Here is a 22321-nt window from a genome sequence, read left to right on the forward strand (position 1 = left end):
GCCGGCTGGCATTCCGGTCACATTGTGGCTGGCCGGGCGGAGCCGGGGCAATGGGCGCCCTCCAGGCCGTCGGCCACCCGGTACGGCAGGTCCGCCGCCTCCGGGGAGGCGGCGGACTTGATGCTGTATCACTGCCGAGAGCGGGCTATGTGTGGCGCCCGGCCCGGGGTCAGTTCCAGATGCCGGTGATGTCGGAGGCGCTGGCCGCGGCCCCGGCGTGGGTCGTCAGACCGGCCAGGTCCTCGAGGGTGCGCAGCGTGTTGTAGTGGTTGTAGTGCGTCGAGGTGGAGCTGCCCGGCGCGACGTGTGCACCGTAGAACACCGTGGCGATGTGGTTGCTGTGCGAGGAGTCGTCCTCGTCGAAGGTGACGGCCAGGATGCTGTTGTGGGTCTGGGCCCAGGTGGCGTAGGCGCTGAGGTTGTTCTGCAGCCAGGTGTCACCTGTGCTGATGGAGCAGTCGTGCATGTCGTTGCACAGGTTCGGGACGACGAACGAGACCTTCGGCAGGGTCGTGTAGTCCGTCGGGAACTGCGCGAACGTGTGCGCCGTGTTCAGCGGAACGTTGCTGAAGGCGAACCACGGGTTGTGCTTCCGGGCGTACTTGGTGGCGGAGTTGGTGCACACCGTGGAGCCCTCGGAGGGCAGGCCTTCGTTGTAGCTGCCCCATGTCTTGCCGGCAGCGATGAGTTCGGAGCCGAGGTTCGCGGCGCTGCTGAACTGCGGGGTGTAGCAGTTGTCGTTGGTGATGCCCTGGTTGTTCCCGGAGAACAGGTCCAGGTAGTTCGGCTGGCTCGGGTGGGTGATGGCGAACGAGCTGGTGAGGTTGCCGCCGCCGGCCTTCAGCGTGTTGTTCAGGTACGGGGCGCTTGAGCTGCCGATGACCTGTTCGTAGGAGTGGTTCTCGAACACCACGACGACCACGTGGTCGGGGGTGGGAAGAGCGGCGGCTTGTGCAGCCGGGGCGGCGACCCACACCCCGACCAGGGCGGCGGGGAGGGTGGTGACGAGGGCGAGCGCTCGGCGCGAGCGCTTGATGCGGGACAGCAAGGACACGGTGGACCTCCTGAGTGAGCGGAGAGCGGGAGGTTGTCCACTGATCAGGTCCTTTCTGATCAGGCGGTAGGAGACTAGAGCGGCGCAGTCCGGGCCTTCAGGTGACTTGTAGTGAAAACCCGTCAAACAGCCGTCGGCCGGCGAAGGCTCATCCATCCCCTGTATTCACCTTCCGGAGGGTTGCCCCCGGACACCCGGGCTCCGCACCCGAACCGGTCGCCACGGCCCGGATGGAGTTTGGTCTGCAATTACCTGTGCATCCCGTCGAGGCGCCGACGCACCCGGTGCCGACTTCCGTGACCACAGTGGCTTCGGTGCTCGGCACGTGCTCGGGAAACGGTTGACTGGGCCCGTGGGCATCCGCTCAGTCGAGGACGTGGCGCAGATAGGACTGCGGGTGGGCGAGATAGCGGCGCCAGTGGTCGACCAGAGAGAGCTGGTCCCAGGCCACCCGGCGCATGCCATGCTCACCGACCTCGATGATGTCCGCACCGGGCAGGGCGGTCAGCAGCGGAGAGTGGGTGGCACAGATGACCTGGCCGCCGTTCTTCGCCAACTGGTCGATATGGCCGAGCAGTTCCAGGCAGGACGCGAAGGAAAGCGCGGCTTCGGGCTCGTCCATCACGTACAGTCCTGGCTGGAGGAACTTCCCCCGGAACGCGGCGAGAAAGCCCTCCCCGTGACTGACCGAGTCGGGTGCGAACCCTTCCCGGCCGAGGGCGTCCAGCGCCGTCTCGGCGCGCAGGAAGAACCCCTTGCGGGCGGACCAGCTCCCCAGCATGCGCCGCCCGCGCGGAGCTGCGTCGAACCGGATTCGCTCACCCAGCACCGACTTGGGGCGGTGGCTCGCGTAACGCCAGTCGTGCGAGCCGCCCCAGGAGTCGAGACCGAAGCCCTCCGCGAGGGCCTCGACCAGAGTGGACTTGCCCGAGCCGTTCTCGCCGACGAGAAAGGTCACAGGCGCTGTGAACCGCAGCCCGTCCTCCAGCAGCCCGCGTACACAAGGCACGGACCAGGGCCACTCGTCCTGGTCGTCCGAGGCCATATGTGCGTACGCATGTTCGATGATCACGTGTCGAGTTTCCCACAAGGTGTGCCAAGGCCGCGGGGCAGCGGCAGCGCCGGTGGCCGGCTTCCTTCGCGGGCGGCCGTCGTCTCACGGCGGGCCGGGGTCGGCGGGGCGCGGTGATCTGGCCCATCCCAGGGACCGTTCGACGGCCCGCTGCCAGTTCTCGTACTCCGCGTCGCGCAGTGCGGGGTCCATGTCGGGCAGCCACTGCGCGGCCCGGTGCCAGTTGCGGCGCAGCACCTCCAGGTCCGACCAGTAGCCGACGGCGAGCCCGGCCGCGTAGGCGGCGCCGAGGGAGACCGTCTCGGCGACCATGGGCCGCACCACGGGTACGTCGAGCACGTCGGCCACGAACTGCATGAGCAGGTTGTCGGCGGTCATGCCCCCGTCCACCTTGAGCTGCCGGAGGGGGACCGGGAAGTCGGCGTTCATGGCGTCGACGACCTCTCGTGTCTGCCATCCCGTGGCCTCCAGGACGGCACGTGCCAGGTGTCCCTTGGTGATGTACGAGGTGAGGCCGACGATGACCCCGCGTGCGTCGCTGCGCCAGCGAGGTGCGAACAGACCCGAGAAGGCGGGGACGATGTAGCAGCCGCCGTTGTCCTCGACCGTCCGCGCCAGGGTCTCGATCTCAGGGGCGCTGTTGATCAGGCCCAGGCGGTCACGGAACCACTGGACGAGTGCTCCGGTGACGGCGATCGACCCTTCCAGCGCATAGGCGGGCTGCTGGTCCCCGATCTTGTACGCGACGGTGGTGAGCAGCCCGTGCCGGGACCGCACGATGTCGCTGCCGGTGTTGAGCAGCAGGAAGCTGCCGGTCCCGTATGTGCACTTCGCCTCGCCGGGGGAGAAGCAGGTCTGGCCGAAGAGCGCGGCCTGCTGGTCGCCGAGCGCGGCCGTGATGGCGGCACCCGGGAGCAGCGAGCGGGCGTCGCCGTACGTCTCGGCGGACGACCTGATCTCGGGCAGCATCGGGCGGGGCACTCCGAAGAAGGCCAGCAGCTCTTCGTCCCAGGTGAGCGTGCGGATGTTCATCAGCATGGTGCGGCTGGCGTTGGTGACGTCGGTGATGTGCAGGCCGCCGTCGGCCCCTCCGGTGAGGTTCCAGATCAGCCAGCTCTCGATCGTTCCGAACAGCACCTCGCCGTCCAGGGCGCGCTGCTGCAGGCCCTTGACGTGGTCGAACAGCCAGCGGATCCGCAGCGCCGAGAAATAGGTCGAGGGCGGCAGACTGCACCGTTCCAGGAAGAAATCCTCGCCGGGGTGCTGTCCGAGTTCCTCGACCAGCTCTGCCGTGCGGGTGTCCTGCCAGACGATCGCCCGGCCCAGTGGGGCGCCGGTACGCCGGTCCCAGAGCACCGTCGTCTCGCGCTGGTTGGCCAGGCCGACGGCGGCGACCTGTCCCGTGTCGATGCCGGCCTCGGACAGGGCCTCGGGTACGACGCGCCGGAGGTTCTGCCATATCTCGACGGCATCGTGCTCGACCCATCCGGGCTTGGGGAAGTGCTGCTGATGCTCCTTCTGCGCGACCGAGACCAGCCGCCCGCGGTGGTCGAACAGAATGCATCGGGTCGAGTTGGTGCCCTGATCGATGGACATTACATACCGTTCAGCCATGATCGGGTCTGCCTTCCGACGGGGCGAGGCGGCGGCCGGCCCGGCCTACCACCGGGCGGCTCCCAGGTCTCTGGAGATCGCCCGCGCGGCCTCACGGATCAGGGTGATCAGACTCGGACGGGGGTGGCCCTGGCTGTCGCAGATCCGCTCGACCGGCCCGGACAGTCCGATGGCGCCGACGACGAGGCCGCCGTGCCCGCGGATCGGCGCGGCGAGCCCGGCCTCGCCCATGCTCATCTCCTGGATCTCGGCCGCCCAGCCGAGTTCCCGGACCTCGGCGAGAGCCCGGGTGAGCTGCTCGCGATCGACCAGGGTGTGCCGGGTGTAGGCCTCCAGCTCAGGATGCTGGGCGGGCTCGATCGTCGCGGTCCCGAAGGCCAGCAGCACCTTGCCCAGCGACGAGGCGTGCAAGGGCAGCAGCGAGCCCACATCCAGGGTCTGGAAGGTGTCGTCCGGCCGGAACACGTGGTGGACGATGAGCACGCTGCCCTCCAGGGGCGTCCCCAGGCGAACCGCTTCCCCGCTCCGGGCAGCGAGAGCATCGGCCCAGTTGAGGGAGCGCGAGCGCAGCTCGTTGACGTCCAGGTAGCTGGTGCCGAGGTGCAGCAGGGCGGCTCCCAGCTGGTATTTCCCGGTCGCCGCGTCCTGCTCCACGAAGTCCACGTGCTGGAGGGTGCGCAGAATGCCGTGGGCGGTGCCCTTGGCCAGCCCGAGCGAGGCCGCCACCTCGCCGAGCCCCAGTCGGCGGGGCCCACCGGCGAGCAGGCGCAGAATCGCCGCCGCCCGCTCGATCGACTGGACTGGGCCGGCCATGAGGCGAGCCTATTACCGCCGTGGACGCTTCGCTTCGCGGGCGGACGGCCGCCGCAGAGCCGCAGTGAAGATCCCCGTTCGGTAATGCCGACCGCCGTTCATTGACCTGCCCGATTTGTCTGCCTAACTTGCTGCGAAGCCGGGATGCGCCGAGACAGGGCGCCGGACCGGCAGCACACACCAGCGGGAGAGACCATGGCGGCACAGCTCAACACGGTGCTCCGGACGACAGACGTACATGTGTGTCCGGTGCCGCCCGTCGCCGGCGCGGTCTCGGTCGTACGCCGAAGCGTGGCGGCGGCACTCGCCGACTGGAACGTGCCTTCGGAGGTCGCCGAGGACGTGCTGCTCGTGGTCTCCGAGCTTGTCACCAACGCGATCGTGCATGCCTGCCCCCCGGCCGTACTGCGTCTGACCTGGGTGCCCGGTGACGGTGTCCGCACTCTGCGCGTCGAGGTCACAGACGCGGGACCCGCGTACCTGGTAGGGCGCTCCTGCGCCGGGATCGACCCGGACGAGCACGGCAGGGGCGAGACCATCGTCCACGCCCTGGCGACTCGCCATGGCATACGTGTCCACCCTGGCGGGGTCACCCGGTGGGCCGATCTCGTCGCTGTCTAGAGCGCGGCCTCTGCCCGAGCAGGCTCGGGGATCTTCCCGTCCGCGGTCTGCTTGCGCAGCAGGAGCAGAGCGGCGTCGTCGTGCAGACGACCGCCCACATGTGCCAGCAGCTCGTCATGGAGGGCAGTGAGCATGCGTACCGGGTCGTCGGACGCATGGCGGGCCACGCCGTCGGCCAGCGGATAGAACGCACGGTCTTGATCGCGTGCCTCGGTGACCCCGTCGGTGTAGAGCAGGAGCTGCTCTCCCGCCGTGAACGGCAGATGCTGGAGGCGGGGCGCCTGCCCCGAAAGGGCACGCAGCCCGAGCGGCGGCGCCGGATGAGTGGATTCCACCGGCCTGACGTCTCCATCGGCGGATATCAGCAGCGGAGGCGCGTGCCCGCAGTTGACGATCTCCAAGTGCCCGGACGGGGGGCATCCGGCGACCACGGCGGTGACGAAGTCGTCAGGGCCGAGGTTGCGGGACAGGCTCCGCTCGATCCGGTCGACGACGGCCAGCAGGTCGGGTTCGTCATAGGCGGCCTCGCGGAACACCCCGAGCACGAGGGCGGCGGTTCCCACGGCGGGGAGCCCCTTGCCGCGCACATCGCCGACGATCAGCCTGACTCCGTGCGGGGTGGGCACCAGGGCGTAGAGGTCCCCGCCGATCCTCGCCTCGGCCGCCGCGGCGCTGTAGCGGACGGCCACCCGGAACGGGCCGACGGTCTCCGGGACGGGTTGGAGCAGTGCGTGCTGGGCGGCCTCGGCGACGGAGCGGACCGCCGCGAGGACCCGTTCCCGACGGCCACGCAGCGTGCTGGCCAGACCGCTCGCCGCGGTGACGGCCAGCAGGGCGGACAGTACGGCTGCCAACTCGCCCGCGGGAACCCCGTGCTCGATGCCCAGCGTCGCGCCCAGCGCGGCGGACAGGAGTCCGACGCCCAGCACACCGCGCGGCCCGTTGGTGGCGGCGGCCAGCGCGGGTCCGGCCGCCAGCAACGGCAGCCAGATCCCTCCCACGATGTCGATGAACACGACGACGGTGACGACCACAACGGGCAGCACGCACATTCCGGGGGCCATGTGCCCGGCGGCACACCGGCGGACCGATTCCCGGGCACCGGCCATACGGTTCCTGAACAGCCGCATCCACGCGTGGTCGCCGCCGTGATGTCGAGCCTGGCTCATACTTCGTCCGTAGTCCTCGCCTGCATGGGGTGGATACCCGGAATGTCCCTTTCGATAAGGAAACGGGCTGGGCGTGGGCAGCCACAAGGAGCGGAATTTCAGATAGTGAGCGAGAGGCTCCTGGTCACGCGGCTCGCGATCGGGATCATGCGCGCCCGGATCTCCTGCAGCTGGGCCTGCCGTTCCACCGGCAGCGAGACCCCGAGCGAGCCGATCGTGTCCCCGCTGTAGACGGGCACGGCAACGCACACGGTGCCGAGGGAGTACTCCTCCAGATCCGTGACGGCCGGCGCCAAGGGGGACGACTCGATCCTGCGCAGCAGTTCCGGAACACTGGTGATCGTCCGTGGTGTGAGATCGGCCAGGTGGTGCCTGGACAGATAGTCCCGGCGGGCATCACGGTCCAGCTCGCGGAGCACGGACTTGCCCAGGGCGGTGGCATGTCCGGCGTCCTCGAACCCCACCCACAGATCCACTCGCGGTGTACGGGGGCTGTCGACGATCTCGGCGACCCGGATCTCGCCGTCCTCGTAGAAGGTGAGGTACGTGGCGGTGGACAGCTCGTCCCGCAGGGCGGCGAGCGCCGGGCGGACTCGGCTGAGCAGCGTCTGAGCGTGGCCCGCCGAGTGCAGGGAGTTCAGCTTGTCGCCCAGGATGAAGCCGCCGTCGTCCAGTTTCCGCACGTATCCGTCGTGCACCAGCGTGCGCAGCAGGTGGTAGGCGGTGGCCAGGGGCAGCTCGGTCTCGCGTGCGAGCTGTTTCGCCGGCGCGCCGTTCTCATGCGCGCTCACCGCCTCCAGCAACCGGAAGGCCCGCTGCACGGACGTGATGAGCGTGGGGCCGTCCTGAGCGCCCATAGGACCAGACTGCGCCGGGCATCTTGCATGGGCAAGGCAGGATCAGCATGCGGTGGCGGTGGATCTACGGCGGCCGGAATCGCCCGTCAGGGGCACCGGCGCCGTGCTCAGACGCCGTGGTCTGAACGCTGAGGACGCGCTCGGCGCCGGAAGGATCTCGGTCCTGCTGTGCGACACGCGTGGCGACGCCATCCGGGAGCAACACCATCTGCGTAACCTCATGGACCGCCGGGTCGACGGCATCATCGTCACCGATCGGCGCACGGACGCGCGCCCGCCGCTGACCGCCATGACGGGCCTGGAGTCGATGCCGGTGGTCTACGCGCTCTCGCCGTCGACGGACCCCACAGACATGTCCGTCGTCTCGGACGACAGGGGCGGCGCCGAGCTGGCCGTAGAGCTTCTGCTGTCCACCGGCCGTACGCGCATCCCCCATGCCACCGGCCCCGAGCACCACGCGGCCGCCCCCGACCGGGCCCCTCACGCGGTGGCACACCTGGCTGCGGCCGGCCTCGGCCTGTCCACCGACCGGGTCCACCTCGGCGAGTGGAGCGAGGCCTGGAGCCGCCGTGCCGCCGACGCGGTCCTGCGCACGGCCCCCGACACGGACGGCTTCCTCTCACCACCATCGACATGAACATCGCGGAGATCGGGCGGTCGCCGCCCTGCGCCTGCTGGAGGCGATCGACGAGGGGGAGGCGGCAGCGGGGGTGCGGACGGTTCCGTGCCGGCTCGTGGTGCGGGAGTCGACGTGAGGGCGCCCCCATCGTGCATCGATGGACGACCGTCGGCGAGCCACCACGGCTGCTACCTGGTGCCGTTCTGCGTGTCCGGCGCCGGCTGCTTCGGCTGCTGGCGGGCGGCCTGGCGGACGTGGCTCCACTGGCGACCTGGCGGACGTGGGTCCGAGGAGTCACAGGGCGCCCATAGCCGGCATCGGGCCTCGCAGCCCCGGCAGCAGCCAGTCCTGGAGCGGGGCGAGCACCGCCAGGACCAGGAAGGCGACGCCCACGAACCGGGCGACCACGGGGCCCCGGGACCACAGCTTCTCCACGAAGATCACCACAGCCAGGCCGGCCATCGCCGCCACGTTCATCACGCCGAGCGGAACAAGGACGACCATCAGCCCGGCGCAGCACCCCACACAGTAGGCACCGTGGTGGACTCCCACCCTCAGGTCACGCGCCGGCCAACGGAAACCGGCGTAGCGCAACAGGTGGGGCATGGGGGCGCGGCAGTGCCGCAGGCACCCGTACTTGAACGGGCTCAGCTGATAGAGGCCCGCCAGGAGGAACGCGGCGAGGCCGATCCAGCGCCCGGCCGTCGGACGGCCGGTCACCAGGTGGCCGGTGCCGGCCAGGGCCGCGTAGGCAAGCGCACCGAACGCGGTCCACACCAGCAGGTAACCGCAGACGAACACGGCGGTGCGCGCCGCGCGGATCCAGCCGGGAGACCGGCGGCCGATGCCCCGCACCCAGGTGATGGCCACCGGCGCCATGGAGGGCAGCATCATGGCCGCCATCATCGTCACCCACAGCAGCAGGAACGGGGGCAGCGCCATCCCCATGGTCCCGGGCCCGACCCCCATGCCCCGTGCCTGGGTGATCGTGACTACCCACGCGGGCACCGCGATCAGGACGACGAGGAGCCAGGCGAACGCGAGATCTCGTTTCGGCCGCAGGCCACCAGTTGCCCCGGTCGGCGCGGTCGACCGGGTGGGTACGAAGACGGAGGTCCGGGTGAAACGCATCGGCCTGTCCTCCTGCGGACAAGTCCAGGAGACCACGTCCCCATCCGCGCCGCGAGCCACGATCCGCGTGGGCCCCGGTACGCCACCGGCAGCGTGCATCTCGCAGAAGAGGGTGGGCATACCAGCGGTGACCGCTCGTGCCGCAGAGCGCTCGTGCCGCGTACCGCTCGTGCCGCGTACCGTGAGAACAGGGAGATGAGGACGATGACCGGAGAGGTATTGACCGAGGTCAGCGCCGTCGTTGCGCCCGAGCGTGAAGCCGACCTGGTCGCGGCCTACCGTGATCTTGTCGCAGGCCCCCTCCCCGACGGACTGGTGAGGACCGAGTTGCTGAGCGGGCCGGACGGACGCTGGCGGATTCAAACACTGTGGCGAGACCGCGCCGCTCTGGAGGCGATGCGCACGGCTGCGGAGCCACCGGCCGCACCGCGGCTCTTCCGCGAGGTGGGTGCCGATCCCGAACTCGCAATCTTCGACGTCGCGGTCCGCAGCATCGCGCCGGCGGAACCGAGCTGATTCTCCGGCCGGCAGAGGTTGCCCCGCGTCCTGGCCCTTCGGTGTGCGCATGTGAGCCCTTTACGCGCCCCCACCTTGGCGAGAAACTGCCTTGGCGGCGGGAGGTGGCCAAAACACTACCTACCGCCTTGGCCCAACAACCCAGGAAAGCAGGTCCGTTGCCGTGCTGTTGCGTCTGCCCACGACGGTGTCCGAAGCGCAGGAATGCTTGGCGGAGGGGGCGGTGCCCATCGGAGGGGCGACACTGATGTGGGCGACATGGCAGCGGGACGGCTTTCCCGAACTGGCGATGTCCTTGCGTGAGTTGCCGGAGGCCAATGTGCTGGGTCGGGAGACCGTGGGAGGTGCCGTGGTCCTGCACCGGATAGACGACCGGGTGCCTGACGTGCTGCGCCTGGCTGCCACGACGGTGGGCACCGGGGCGGTACGCCGGACGGCGACGGTCGGCGGCAACCTCGTCGGCAGCACGCTGCGCTGTCTGCTGCCGGCGGCGCTTGCTCTGGATGCCCGGGCGACGGTGCTGGAATCCGAGGGCGTCCGTGAGACGGACCTGGCCGAGCTGGTGGCCAAGAGCCCCGTCCTGCTGAACCTGCGCTGGTGTGAACCGCTGGCCTGCGCGTACCGCAAACTACCCGGTGAGGCAGGTGGACCGCCGCCCCTCGTCGTCGCCTCGGCGGTGCACGCCGACGAGGGTGGCGGCCGACTGCGGGTGGCCGTACGCGACGGCTACGAAGTGCTCAGCGCCGGTGCCGCGTGCGCCGCCGACGCCGAGGAGACCCTTGACGCGCTGCGTTCGACGGCCGTCGGCGACCTGCCGACGGCTGCATGGGACGTCGTCCGCTCGCAGGTCGCCGCTCTGTTGGCCTGCTAGGGACGGATGTAAGGCCGGGTCATGATCTCCATGTTGTGGCCGTCCGGGTCGTCGAAGTAGGCGCCACGGCCGCCGAACAGACGGTTGATCCGGCCGGGGTCGGTGTGGCCGGGGTCGGCGTAGTAGGTGACCCCGACTGCCTCCAGACGGGCGATCATGCCGTCGAACTGCTCGTCCGGCACGAGGAAGGCGTAGTGCTGCGTCTGGATCGGCTCGTCCCTCTTCTCGTAGTAGTCGAGCGTCACGCCGTTGCCGAGGTCGACGGGAAGGAACGGCCCGAACGGGGCGCCGACTTTCAGGCCCAGGATCGCGGCGATGAACTCGGCGGACAGATGCCTGTCGCTTGCGTAGACGGCGGTGTGGTTCAGCTGCACGCCGGCCGTCGGCAGCTCGGATTGATGAGGGTACTGCTGGGCATAGGGCATGGGGTGCTGTCTCTCCGGTCTTGAGATCCGCTGGAACGGGCGCCGCACGCGGGGCGCCGGGAACGAAGACGTGGAGAAGAAGGGCGGGCTCCTTGCCCGCCTCGGGCTCATGCCGAGGCCGGGAGCCCCACTCGTGCATGGCCCATGGCCGACCCGGCAGTCACACAAACGATCTTAGTGACCATCACGGACTGGGACAACGCCGTTTCCTCGGAAAGAGGGCGGACGTCGTTCGCGGCACCGCGACCGTTGCCGCCATACGCCCGTGGCTCCGCTCCTGACTAGCCGTTCACCAGCGCGGCCACCAGGCGCGTCATGGAGGGACGTGGGTCAGGTGTGCCCGGCCAGCTGGTCATCAGGAGGTGATGGGCGGTGCCGACGACAGCGAGACTCACCGTGCACGGGTCGACGGTTTCCGCCACCCGGCCAAGCTCCCGCTCGTGCTTCAGATAGCCGGTGATGGCCTCCTGGATCGCGGTGAACCCGGGCGCCCCGCCTTCCAGGGCCTTGCGGATGCGCAGCGCGGCGGCGGGGCGAGTCATGGCCAGGCCCGAGATGGCGGGGCCGCCGGAGTCGAACAGTGCGAGGGCGACAGCCTCGAGGTTCCCCGCCACCGTGCCCTGTCCGGCGAGCCCCGACAGTTCCTGCGCCTTCGCCGCCGTCCGCGCGAACCGGTCCAGGCAGAGTTCGGCCACGAACTCGTCGAGCCCCGCGAAGTGCGCGTGCAGCAGCCCCTTGGCGCAGCCCGCCTCGGTGGTGACGGACCGGCTGGTGAGCGCGCCGGGGCCGTCCCTCTCCACGACGCGTTCGGCGGCCGCGAAGAGCCGCTCGCGTACGTTCGGCGTCGCTACTCCGCGCGGTGACATGGGCCCCTCTTTCGTTCCTCCGCCGCCCTCAAAGGGGCACACCTCCTGGATAGTAGCGGGGGATTGCCAGTATGGGCGCGTGCCCATACCATTTGGGCGTACGCCCATTCTTCGCGATCCATCACAGGAGGCACCCGTGCCAGACATCGTCAACACTGAGCAGGCTCAGGCGTGGAACGGCCCTGAAGGTGTCCACTGGGCCCGCAACCAGGACCGCTGGAACGCGGTGAACGAGGGTTTCAACAAGCCGCTCCTCGACGCCGCCGACATCGCCGAGGACCACCGGACCCTCGACCTCGGCTGCGGCTCCGGGCAGACCACGCGCCTCGCTGCGCTCCGGGCGCCCCAAGGGCGCGCGCTGGGCCTCGACCTGTCCGGCCCGATGCTGGCCGAGGCCCGGGCCCGAGCAGAGCGGGAGGGCATCACCAACGCCTCCTTCACACAAGGCGACGCGCAGACGCACCCATTCGAGGCGGACGCGTTCGACGCGGCGATCAGCCGCTACGGGGTGATGTTCTTCGCCGACCCGGTAGCGGCATTCGGCAACGTCGGCCGGGCGCTGCGACCCGGCGGGCACCTGGCGTTCGTCTGCCCGGCCGATGCCGCGCTCAACGACTGGGTGCTGGCGATGGCAGCCCTGCGCGACTTCCTGCCGGTCGGCGACTTCGGGCGGCCGGGGCTGCCTGGCATGTTCTCCCTGGCCGCGCCGGACCGCATCCGCGAGGTCCTCACCGCCGCCGGATTCACCGGCATCACCATCAACCAGACGCAGGCCTACGGGACATGGGGACACGGAGCCGAGGACGCGGCGGAGTTCCTGCTGGGAACGGGCCCCGGTCGTCACCTGATGGAGCAGGCCGACGCGACGGCACGGGCCCTCGCTCGCCGCACCCTGACGGACCATCTGCGCGACCACCAGGCGACGGACGGCACAGTCCGGCTGCGCACCACGTCGTGGCTGGTCACGGCGGACCGCCCGGCCCGCTGATCGGGCAGGCCCTAGGTGTGCCGGCCGGACAGGTTGGTGACGGCGTCTTCTTCGACGGGCTCCGTCTCGGATTGCCGCGGTGACGCTGGGGAGCGCGCCGATTTCAAGCAGTCCCATCTGGCCTGGCGCTTGGCCTCGATGCCCGTCACCCTGACCCGCCGCTGACCGAAGCGTCATCCGGCAGCATCATCCCGCCGGTTGACACCCAGTCCGCCGCGCGGCGAGGCAGGTGGTCCGCGCGGGCGATGTGACCAGCCCGTCCGCCGCGAAGCCTTGTGTCTGTCTGAAAGACGGCCGACATACGGAGGTTGCGGTGGCGGTTTCCACCAACGCGCAGAGACACATCGATGCCGGGCCACCGCCCGAGGCCATGACGTGGACGACGTGGTGGCGGCGATGGCCCTTGTGGGTGCCGCGCGCCGCCTCCGTGTGGGGCGCGGTGTACGCCGTCGTCCAGATCACCGGGGCGGCGACGGGGACCAGCGTGCCCGTGAAGCCGCACGAGACCTACGTTCCGGCAGCCCAGTGCGGCCTCGCCGCCCTCGCCCTGTTGGGTGGCGCCGCGGCCTGGTCCACCACCCGGCCACTCGGCAGGCCCGGTCGGGTGGCGGTGTGGGCGGGGCTCGCGGCTGCCGTCCTCGTCTTCGGGGCGAGTGCACTGGGCGTGACGGAGATCGTCGTGACGCTGGTGACGCTCTCCGGGATCGAGAGCGCCACCGGGGTGGTCCACACCCTGCTGAACGCCGTCGGCGCCACTTTCCTACTGATGACCGCAGTGGCGCATCGTCGCAGGCGGCGAGGCGATTGCCCGCGGTGCGTGAACCCGCACACCGGGGCCGGCGACGGCGCGCTGGTCCACCCGGGCGCCTCCATGGCCCCGGTGCGGACCCAGGCGACGGCATACGTGCTCATGTGCGGCCTGTTGCCTTGGGCGGGACTCAAGACCATCTGGACGCTGGGCGGCGATGCGCTGGGCGTCACGGCGGAGGGCTGGCGGAAACTGAACGAGGACGCGGGAGCCGCCGAGTCGCTCGCATCGGTCGGGCTCGACGCGTCGGTGATGGCGGCGCTGCTCGGCGTGTTTCTGCTGACAGGGCTGATGTACCGGTGGGGCATGATCTTCCCCCGCTGGACGCTGTTCCTGTCCGGGCGCCGGGTCCCCCGTCTGCTGCCACTGATCCCGGCCTGGCTGACCGGCGGCGCCCTGTCGGTGTACGGGGTGGTCCTCAACGTCATGGCCCTGCTCAGCGCCATCGGGGTGACACCCGCCTTCGAGCCGAAGCCGCCGTTTCCCACCAGCGCGGACCTCACCTGGATGGTGTGGTTCGGCGGCCTGGCCTTCGGAGGCCTGGGCTTCGCCCTCATCGTGGCGGCCCGCTCCTATGCGACCCGTACGCGCTACATCTGTGCGGGGGTCATCACGATCCGTACCCTAGGTCGCCGGCTTGGTCAGCAGGAGTTCGGTGTTGTGGTCGGCGGCGGTACCGATGCGAGTGCCGGGCGTGGCATACGGGTCGTTGTAGGCGAGTTCGCGGTACAGCGCGGCCAGGCCGGGGTCCGAGATGTCGTTGAAGTCGGTCCGGTACGGCGCCGCGGATTCGATCAGCGTGGTGAACAGCGACAGCGTGCCGTCCTGGTTGTCGGCGACCTCGATGACCCGGGCGTGGTGCGGGTAGTCCACGTGGGAGGCGGTGTTGATCTCCCAGAAGGCGCGCTCGGCGACGGTGTGGCCGTGCGGAATGATCTGGTTGGTGTGCGTGTGGCCGTTGACCCACGCCATCACGTTCGGGAAGCGCTGCAGCAGGGCGACCAGTTCGTTACCGCTGTGGCGGGCTTCGAACGGGTGGTACGGGTCGGGCAGCAGGTTGCCCATCGTGCCGCTGGTGTGGTGGCTGAAGACGACGATGAGACGGCTGTCGGATCCGCCGCGCACCACGCTGCCGTTGCTGTCGTACCAGCGGCCGCTGTGCGCCTTGAGGACCGACTCCAGCCAGTTCAGCTGTGCGGTGCCGAGGGAACCGTCCGCGAAACCGGCTCGGTTGGTGGTGTCGAGGCTGATACCGAGGACGCCGTCGGCGAGGTCGAAGGTGTAATAGAGATGCCCGCTGCTGACCGAGTCCTTGGTGAATCCGTGGCCGACAGGGCCGGTGCCGGTGTACGCGGGGTTCAGGTGCGCCTGCGCGAACTCGGCGGGGGTGAACGGGTGGCGCCGCTCGTCGGGCGTGACCGTACGGATCGCGCCGCCGCTGGTCAGCAGCTTGCCCAGCAGGAGTACGGCCTCGCCCGGGTCGTGCAGCACCGCGTCCGCCAGCTGGGCCGCCGTGGCGTCGTCGCAGCCCTCCAGCTTGCGCGAACCGGTGTAGAGATCGTTCAGCAGCCCCAGGTCGGGCAGGCTGCCCTCGATGCTGTCGTCGTGGTTCCCGACCGTCGTGTACCAGGGGACGGACAGGCCGGGCGCGTCGAACGGGCGGATCGCACCGCTCAGGAATCCGTCGATCTGGGGCAGCCCCTTGGCCTTGTAGGCGTCCTGGAGGGAGGACCCGGGGTTCCAGTACTGGGCGCTGCCGGAGTTCTGGACGCCCTCGTAACGGGCGAGATCACCACTGTTCGGCGTGATCCGTCCGCCGCTCATGACGGTCAGGTACCAGTCGAGTTCGATCCGCTCGTGATTGTCGGTGTTGTCGCCGGTGGCCATGACGAAACGGAACGGCAGGCCGGTGTACGGGCCCTGGCGCACCTGGTTGACCCGCTCGACGAGCGACGAGGCGCCCCGCACGGTCAGTGTCTCCTGCGGACGATGCGCGCTGTCGTTGAACCGCGCCAGGTACTCGAATCGCACCGGTGACTCGGTGTCCGTCAGGTGCAGGTCCGTGAACTGCACGAAGGAGGCGAGCCCCGTCCGGCGGTCATCTCTCCCGGTCGCGGCGCCGGCCAGCTCCGCGCGCACCACCAACGGCCAGCCCGGACCCGCGACCAGCCGCTTGTACGCCCCGTCACCGACCGGCGTCGCCACCTGCTCCAGCGTGGTCCCGTCGATCCGCACCGCACGCGCCGCGGTGGCTGCCAGGGCCTGGTCCAGTGCCCTTGCGCGACCGGGTGTCAGCACCGGCAGGGCAGCCGCGCCGGCGGCGACCCCGGACAGCCCTGACACGAAACGACGGCGGCTCATCCCGCTCATGAATCCCCCTTGCCCATGACGGCTCTTGGTGGCCAGGTCCGGCTTCCGGACGCGTCCGCCGGGAATCCTTACTGACGAGTAGACAGACGTCCAGGGCCTGGAGGAAAACTTGGGGGAAACAGAGTGAACGCGTCGCTGGGACGCCTTGAGTTGCCATGTAGTCAGCGCAGGCCATCTGGGTCGGCGCCGCAGGCGCGGGCGATGGCGGCGGCGTACATCCGGGTGGGGAAGCGCTCGCCGGACATCAGCCCGCGGAGAGCCCGGTGCGGGTGGCCAGGGTCCGCAGGCTGATCCCAGAGGCACGCTGAAGGCTGCTGTGAGGACGTCGGCACGGCCCTGGTCGGCCTGTTCGCGTGCGGCAGGAGGTGAGCGGGCCGCGATCGGCCGCGAGGGAAGGGGACGACCGTCAGCGGGGCTGTGGGCAGGATGCCGCGTGGGGCCAGACGGCCGCAGCGAGTGCACCGGTCATCAGCACTGATCGGGTACGGCCCCGGACGGCGGCGACGGTGAAGACGGCGGAGGACACCGCCGACGGCACGCGCCGTAGCCGATCTGGCCCCAGCCGATCACGACGCGGGAGCCGCCGCGGTCGCGTCCAGGGCCAGGCGCAGCGTCCTGGCCAGGGTGACTCCGTCAGCGGTGGCCCAGTAGTGCAGGTAGAACAGGCGCGGCTGCTCGTCCAGCGAGTGGTTGTGGAGTTCGACGATGTGGATGTCGCCCTTGCGCAGCGCCTGGATGACCCTCTGCACCTCGGGTGCGGTCATGACGAAGTCGCCGCTGATGGCGGCCTTGTTGTCGCCCAGCGGCTGGAAATTGATGCCGGTGGTCAGCCCGAGGGCGGAAGGCAGCACGTGGGTGCCGTCATTGATCGTCTCGTTGCGGGCGATCGTGAACTTGTAGATGCCGCCGTCGGCCATGCCCTTGCGGCCGAGTGCCTTGTCGATGCCGTCGGTGTCCAGGGCGATGGGCGGCTGGGTGGCCGGGGGCGGCGAGGCGGGCGGGATGGCGGTGGCGTCCAGCGCGGACTTCACTCCCTTGGCGAGTTTCACGGGATCGCCCATGGCGTGGATGTGCGTCCACCAGATCGCCGGGGACTGTTGGAGCAGGTGCTTGTGCAGGGCGCTCTGCTCGATGCCGGCGGCCTGGAGAGCGTCGGTGACCTTGGGCAGTTCGTCTTCGGTGGCGACCAGGTCGCCCATGAAGATGGTCTCGTGACTGTACTTGGCGAAGGCCGCGTAGCCGACGAGTGACAGGCCCGGCTTCACGGTCACGCCCTGGGTGGTGACGGTGAGGTCCTTGCGGAGCAGCGGGATGCGGTAGACGGTGCCGTTCGCCATGCTGCCCGTGCGCCCCAGGGCGTCGGTGACCGGCTTCCAGTCCGCCTCCGTGGTCTGCACGGGCTGCTGAAGGCGTCTATGGCGGAAGGCGGCCTGCGCCGCGGCCATCGTCGTACCGTCCGCGGTGCCGCTTCTCTTCTGGGTACCGCAGCCTGTCAGCAGGCCGGCACCCGTCACCAGCAGGAGCGCGGCCGTGGTCCCGGCGGCGGGCTTGTTGAGCGAACGGGGTGTCATGACCACTCCTCATCGAGATCGTTGTCGAAGTCGAAGGTGCGTACGTGGTCAGCGAAGCCGCATCTGATGCAGTTGCCGTGACGACCCACCCGGACAAACGGGTGACTTCACGTAGCGAGGCTGCGGTGTGCCCCACAACCAGGAGTGGTTTCTTCAGTAGCCGCACTCATCCCTGGCCGTTCAGCCGGGTGCGGATTGCTGTGGCCAGTTCTGTGATGTCTTCGTCCTTCAGGACGCTGTAGTGGTCACCGGTGAGTTCCATGATGGTCGGCGGGGAGCTGGAGTAGCCGGAGCGGGCTTCGATGAAGGAGTAGTCGTCGCCGGCGGCCTTGAAGATGGTCACAGGTGTGTTCAGCCGGTGCTCGGTGAGTTCGCGGAAGGTGTATTCGAACTCATAGGTATCTGCGACCACATGAATGATGCGGCGGATCAACTCCTCGTCCAGATCAGGCATTTGTTTGTGGACGAAGTGCGCGAAGGAGTCCTCGTCGTGTGCGGTCTGGAGGCATGCGTCCACTCCGGGGCCGCTGACACTGCCGGTGAACACCGAGTACAGGATGGAGACGTACACGGGGTTGCGGTAGGACGCTTCGCGACCGAAGCCGTCGGCGCCCTCGGCCCGGACCCTGGGGTTGCCAGGGCAGATCAAGAACAGGTGGTCGACGGGGTGGCCGGCCTGCTCGAGTTGCCAGGCCGCTTCGAAGGCAAGTCGTGCTCCGAAGGAATAGCCCCACAGGCTGTAAGGCCCGTCGGATTGGGTGTGCAGCACTTCGGCCACGTCGGCGGCCGCCATCTCACGGATTGTCGGGTACGGCGTTTCACCTGCGTTGATACCGTGCGCCTGGATGCCGTAGAACGGTCGGCCGACGCCGGCCTGGCGAGCCAGCAGACGCAGGTTCATCGGGTAGCCGCCGAGGCCCGGCCAGCAGAACACCGGACGGCCGGTGCCTTCGGTGTGGAGCGGTACGAGCCGCGAGGAGGGTGCGACGCCGTGGTCCTCGATGCGGGCGGCGAGATCGGCGAGCTTCGGGCATTCGAAGACGATCTGGAGCGGCAGACGGAGTCCGAACACTCGGTTGATGCGGTTGACGAGTGCGACCGCGATCAGCGAGTTGCCGCCGGAAGCGAAGAAATCGTCTTCTACTGATACGTCTTCGTAGTTCAGGGCCTTGGCCCACGCGTCGGCCAGCCACCGCTCCGCCGGGGTGGCAGGCGCGACGTAGGGCCTGCTGGTGTCGGCCGACCGCACCTGCTCCAGCGCGGCCAGGGCCGTCACGTCGACCTTTCCGCTGGGGGTCAAGGGCAACTCGTTCAGCACCAGGACACGGTTGGGCACCATGTAGTCGGGCAGCCGCTTGGCCAAGTCGTCACGGATCATCTCGGACGGGCCCTTCATGTGCACCGTGTCCTCGTGCATGCCCTCGCTGCGGATCTGCTCCTCGCTGACCTTGCCGCCGAGGAAGAAGTACGACGGGCCGGTGGGTACCGAGCAGGAGGCGAGGATGTCGTCGACGCGCTGTGCGGCGGGCAGCGGATGGCCGGTCTTGGAACTGTAGCCGGAGGACATCAGGCCGATGCGCCCGGCGTTGCGCTGCAGGTGGTGCAGCTTGGTGCCCATCGCGATGTACTGCAGCCACGCATCGGCCGCGCGGCTCACGGCGGTGATGCCGAAGCTCGACCGCTCGTACACCTGCTGGTTGATGGCGATCACATGCTTGGGCAGGACGACTCCGTCGGACATGTGCTCCAGGTCGCGGCCGGTCCATCGGTACTGGCCCGCCGGCAGACCGTGCACGCGGCCCTCATGGGCCTGGACGAAGATCTCGGTGGGGTCGTGCACGGGCGAGCCGTCGTTGCGGTCGATGGCAAAGGTGCCCAGGTAGTGGTCCTCGGGGGAGACGTCCAGTTTTTCCTTCGTAGCCGGCCGGAAAGCGTCGGGCCGGATGGTGAGCCCGTACTGGGGCAGGACTTCCTCGAAGACGCCCAGCATATGACCGACTTCCAGTTCGAGCACCTCGCGGATGTTGTTCGCATAGACGGGCTCGATGGCTCGCAACTTGCCGATGAAGTGGACGGACAGGCGGGCGTCGCGGCACTGCGGGGCCCCGGCGATCCGTACCAGGGTGTGGTCAGCGGCGTGGTGGTAGTACACACCCGCGCCCAGGCCGTCCAGACCGCCCGTTTCCAGGTACAACTGCGTGGCGTACAGCGCGCCGGGTGAGGCGTAGAAGTACTTCGGCAGCAGTCGTTCCGCGCTGCGGAACTGGCCGAACCAGCGCAGCAGCTCGCCTAACTGGTCGAATGTGAGGTCCGCGAGGCTGCGTGAGTGCTGGCGGGTGGGGCGCGGGGCGAGCAGGGCAAGGATGTCGTCGCGGGTGACCTGACCACCGTCGAAGAAGCGGTACGTCTTGCGGGCAAAGACCTCCCGCCGCTGCCGCGCCGTCTCCCGCCGGCCCGGCAAGGGCACCACAGGCCTGCCCTCGAGTTCGTCGGCATCGCGTAGGCCAGGGTTCGACAGCTGCACTCTCACCTGGAGCTTGCTGGCTTTCGACTGGTGGTGTGCCCCGGCGTTGCCCTGATCCATCAGGGCGGCTTCCTTCGGATTCAGTTCGATGCAGGCCAGTAGGTTGGTGGAACCGGTGCGCGGATCGTCCGCGGTGATTGCGGCGGCTCGGCGTACCCAGGTGTGTTCCTCGATGGCCAGGGCGATCTCGTCGAGTTCCACTCGGTAGCCGCGCAGCTTGATCTGGTTGTCGGTGCGGCCGGTGAACTGGATCGTGCCGTCAGGGTTCCAGTAGGCCAGGTCTCCCGTCCGGTAAAGCCGCTCAGCCGGCATGAAGGGGGAGCGAACAAACCGGTACGTGGTCTGCTCGGGCCGATTCAGGTAGCCGCGGGCCAGCTGGACGCCCCCGATGTACAGCTCACCCTTTTCCCCTATGCCCACCGGAGCCATGTTCTCGTTCAGTATGTAGCACTGGGTGTTGTCGACCGGCACTCCGATCGGAACCGGGCCGCTGCCCTCACCGAGCGTGTCCGGGTCGACCAGGTGGGCGGTGGCATTGATGGTGCACTCGGTCGGCCCATACAAGTTGACAAGGGAAGCCCAGGGGACTACGTCGAGGAAGGCCCGGGACAGCTGACGGGACAGCGCCTCGCCGCCGGAGAACACCCGTTGCAACGTCGTGCACGCGCCCATCTGCTCGGTGTCCAGCAGGGCCTGCAGCAGCGTCGGTACACACTGCAGTGTGGTGACCCCGTGCGTGGTGACGGCCGTGATCACCGTCTCCGGGTTGCGGTAGCTGCCTGGTGCGGCCATCACCACACGGGCGCCGACGGCCGGCGCCAGAATCTCCCACTGCGCCGCGTCGAAACTCATCGGCGTCTTCTGCAGCACCGTGGTGTCCGGGCCGAGGTGCCCGCACAACTGCATCCACTGCATCTGGGACACGATGCTGCCGTGCTCGATCAGCACTCCCGTGGGCTGGCCGGTGCTGCCGGAGGTGTAGATGACATAGGCCAAGTCACCGGGTGCGGGTGCGGCCGTCGGCAGTGCGCCGGACGAGCTGTGCCCGATGTCACTGAGTACGACGACGCGCATGCCGTGAGGCGCGAGGGCACGCAGCCGGGCCGCGAGATGCTCCTGGGTGACGACAACGCGGGTCGCGCTGTCCTCGATCATGTAGCGCAGCCGCTCCTCGGGGTACTCGGGGGACAGCGGCAGATAGGCTGCGCCGGCGAAGAGGATGCCCCACACGCCGGTCATCAGGTCCAGGGACGGTTCGGTGTACAGGCCGACGCAGTCGTCCCGGGAGATGCCCAGCGCGTTCAGACAGCCGGCCAGGCGGGTGGCGGCGCCTTCCAGCTCCCGGTAGGTGAGGCCCTCGGTGCCGCTGGTCACGGCGGTCGTGGTGGGCCGCACGGCTGCCTGTTCCCGCAGCAGGCTGGGCAGGCATCTGTCCAGGCGAAGGTTCTGGACACGGGTTGTGGAACGGGAGGCTTCTCTGGTCATGGTTTCCCCCTGAGCGAGGGTGCATGGTCCTCCGGCGCGCCCCGATCAGGCTCGGACTGGGCCAGGCCTGCGATGTCGGCTGTGATGTCGCTGGCGGTCAGCCGTACGGCGGCCGACGTGGCGATGTGAGCGCCAGGTCCTCCGCGACGAGAACCGCGGCGTCGATGCCCAGGCCCTTCGCGGCATCTACCGGCTGATCCAAGGCCCGCTGCCAACGTGAGATCAGCTCGGTCGGACGGCGTGGACCTCGGTTCGTGCTTGCGCAGCCGCTAAACGGCATTTTCGAGGCGGTCACTCCCAGTGTTGATCAGCAGATCGCAGTCCGTGCTCGGCGGACCGCCTGGCCAGTGCGCATCCGAATGCCGCAGGGCCTGTGGGACGCCGCTGTCCCACGTCACCTGGCCTGGGGGTGGAACTCTGCTCCGAGTCGTCACCTCACCCTGTTCCTTCTTGCTGTTTCGCTATGGCCAGCTGGCGGACATGTCCTCACCGGGCACCATTGTGGAACGATGAGACCGCTTTCGCACCACCACACACGAAATGCTGTACCACCGTTGAAGAGGAAACCTCGGCTTCCTGCATTCCCGCGTCTGGCTCGTTCGGACAGGCAGCGCGCGGCATTAGCCTGTTCGCTGGATGCCATGAAGCCTGTGATCGTAGGCCCGCCCTCCCCTGAGGGCCGGCGCAAAGTCTGGGTGAATGGTCGGCTCGCCGGTACCGCTCGTTCCCTGCACGACTTGCCGGTGATTCTCCAGGATGCCGGGCTTGGAAACCCGGACGAGCTGGATATAGCGGCTTGGGACGGGATTCACTGGGAGGGTGGCGGCCCGGATTCGTGGGCGTGGGCCTGAAACGAACCGCTCCGGAGCCGGACGGCGTCAACGACAGTCATACTGACGGAAGTTGATGGCACTGCCACCAGTACGATCCGGGCAGCCCAATGATGT

General features: G+C 69.0%; 17 protein-coding genes. 5 read left to right on the top strand and 12 right to left on the bottom strand.

The features are described from left to right. Nucleotides 1-169: 169 nt before the first annotated feature. The 4 genes from AB0L75_RS29765 to AB0L75_RS29780 form a co-directional block, all read right to left on the bottom strand. Nucleotides 170-1054, bottom strand: a complete 885-nt coding sequence (locus tag AB0L75_RS29765) for an alkaline phosphatase family protein (protein ID WP_365186909.1) — start codon at nucleotides 1052-1054, stop codon at nucleotides 170-172. Nucleotides 1055-1418: 364 nt separating this feature from the next. Beyond that, nucleotides 1419-2126: an AAA family ATPase gene (locus tag AB0L75_RS29770; protein ID WP_365186912.1), complete on the bottom strand. Its 708-nt coding sequence runs from the start codon at nucleotides 2124-2126 to the stop codon at nucleotides 1419-1421. Between the two features lie 84 nt (nucleotides 2127-2210). Beyond that, nucleotides 2211-3740 carry a glycerol kinase GlpK gene (gene glpK, locus AB0L75_RS29775; RefSeq protein ID WP_365186915.1) on the bottom strand — a complete coding sequence of 510 codons (1530 nt, stop codon included), beginning with the start codon at nucleotides 3738-3740 and terminating at the stop codon, nucleotides 2211-2213. Between the two features lie 45 nt (nucleotides 3741-3785). Beyond that, entirely contained in the window at nucleotides 3786-4553 is a 768-nt protein-coding gene (locus AB0L75_RS29780) for an IclR family transcriptional regulator (protein ID WP_365186918.1), read from the bottom strand. 195 nt (nucleotides 4554-4748) lie between these two features. Here AB0L75_RS29780 and AB0L75_RS29785 point away from each other — a divergent pair, with 195 nt between their 5' ends. After that, nucleotides 4749-5174 (top strand): ATP-binding protein, encoded by a 426-nt coding sequence (locus AB0L75_RS29785; protein WP_365186921.1) that lies wholly within the window; start codon nucleotides 4749-4751, stop codon nucleotides 5172-5174. Here the strand turns inward: AB0L75_RS29785 and AB0L75_RS29790 are convergent. Together AB0L75_RS29790 and AB0L75_RS29795 are read right to left on the bottom strand one after the other, a co-directional pair. After that, on the bottom strand, nucleotides 5171-6238 hold the full coding sequence (locus tag AB0L75_RS29790) for a PP2C family protein-serine/threonine phosphatase (protein ID WP_365187062.1): 1068 nt from the start codon (nucleotides 6236-6238) through the stop codon (nucleotides 5171-5173). The two genes, AB0L75_RS29785 and AB0L75_RS29790, sit on opposite strands and share 4 nt — an antisense overlap. Nucleotides 6239-6441: 203 nt before the next feature. Next, entirely contained in the window at nucleotides 6442-7200 is a 759-nt protein-coding gene (locus AB0L75_RS29795) for an IclR family transcriptional regulator C-terminal domain-containing protein (protein ID WP_365186924.1), read from the bottom strand. 103 nt (nucleotides 7201-7303) lie between these two features. On the opposite strand from AB0L75_RS29795, the gene AB0L75_RS29800 reads away from it, so the two are divergent. Further along, a complete protein-coding gene (locus AB0L75_RS29800; RefSeq protein WP_365186927.1) occupies nucleotides 7304-7837 on the top strand; it encodes a hypothetical protein in 534 nt (177 codons plus the stop codon). A gap of 276 nt (nucleotides 7838-8113) precedes the next feature. Here AB0L75_RS29800 and AB0L75_RS29805 read toward each other — a convergent pair whose 3' ends face one another. After that, nucleotides 8114-8950 carry a DUF2182 domain-containing protein gene (locus tag AB0L75_RS29805; protein WP_365186930.1) on the bottom strand — a complete coding sequence of 279 codons (837 nt, stop codon included), beginning with the start codon at nucleotides 8948-8950 and terminating at the stop codon, nucleotides 8114-8116. 204 nt (nucleotides 8951-9154) lie between these two features. Between AB0L75_RS29805 and AB0L75_RS29810 the strand changes: the two genes are divergently transcribed. Together AB0L75_RS29810 and AB0L75_RS29815 are read left to right on the top strand one after the other, a co-directional pair. Continuing rightward, nucleotides 9155-9466: a hypothetical protein gene (locus AB0L75_RS29810; RefSeq protein ID WP_365186933.1), complete on the top strand. Its 312-nt coding sequence runs from the start codon at nucleotides 9155-9157 to the stop codon at nucleotides 9464-9466. A gap of 163 nt (nucleotides 9467-9629) precedes the next feature. After that, on the top strand, nucleotides 9630-10337 hold the full coding sequence (locus tag AB0L75_RS29815) for an FAD binding domain-containing protein (RefSeq protein WP_365186936.1): 708 nt from the start codon (nucleotides 9630-9632) through the stop codon (nucleotides 10335-10337). On the opposite strand, the gene AB0L75_RS29820 is transcribed toward AB0L75_RS29815, so the two are convergent. Both AB0L75_RS29820 and AB0L75_RS29825 read right to left on the bottom strand, forming a co-directional pair. Further along, nucleotides 10334-10762, bottom strand: a complete 429-nt coding sequence (locus AB0L75_RS29820) for a VOC family protein (RefSeq protein ID WP_365186939.1) — start codon at nucleotides 10760-10762, stop codon at nucleotides 10334-10336. The genes AB0L75_RS29815 and AB0L75_RS29820 overlap by 4 nt on opposite strands. A 281-nt stretch (nucleotides 10763-11043) precedes the next feature. Next, nucleotides 11044-11628, bottom strand: a complete 585-nt coding sequence (locus AB0L75_RS29825) for a TetR/AcrR family transcriptional regulator (RefSeq protein ID WP_365186942.1) — start codon at nucleotides 11626-11628, stop codon at nucleotides 11044-11046. A gap of 136 nt (nucleotides 11629-11764) precedes the next feature. On the opposite strand from AB0L75_RS29825, the gene AB0L75_RS29830 reads away from it, so the two are divergent. Beyond that, nucleotides 11765-12616, top strand: a complete 852-nt coding sequence (locus tag AB0L75_RS29830) for a methyltransferase domain-containing protein (RefSeq protein ID WP_365186945.1) — start codon at nucleotides 11765-11767, stop codon at nucleotides 12614-12616. Between the two features lie 1432 nt (nucleotides 12617-14048). Here the strand turns inward: AB0L75_RS29830 and AB0L75_RS29835 are convergent. The 3 genes from AB0L75_RS29835 to AB0L75_RS29845 form a co-directional block, all read right to left on the bottom strand. Continuing rightward, a complete protein-coding gene (locus AB0L75_RS29835; protein ID WP_365186948.1) occupies nucleotides 14049-15794 on the bottom strand; it encodes a TIGR03767 family metallophosphoesterase in 1746 nt (581 codons plus the stop codon). Between the two features lie 566 nt (nucleotides 15795-16360). Continuing rightward, on the bottom strand, nucleotides 16361-17365 hold the full coding sequence (locus AB0L75_RS29840) for a DUF1259 domain-containing protein (RefSeq protein ID WP_365186951.1): 1005 nt from the start codon (nucleotides 17363-17365) through the stop codon (nucleotides 16361-16363). A 166-nt stretch (nucleotides 17366-17531) separates the two neighbouring features. Continuing rightward, a complete protein-coding gene (locus tag AB0L75_RS29845; RefSeq protein WP_365186954.1) occupies nucleotides 17532-21374 on the bottom strand; it encodes an amino acid adenylation domain-containing protein in 3843 nt (1280 codons plus the stop codon). Nucleotides 21375-22321 lie beyond the last annotated feature (947 nt).

Source organism: Streptomyces sp. NPDC052101 (genome assembly GCF_040680235.1).
Taxonomy (GTDB): Bacteria; Actinomycetota; Actinomycetes; order Streptomycetales; family Streptomycetaceae; genus Streptomyces.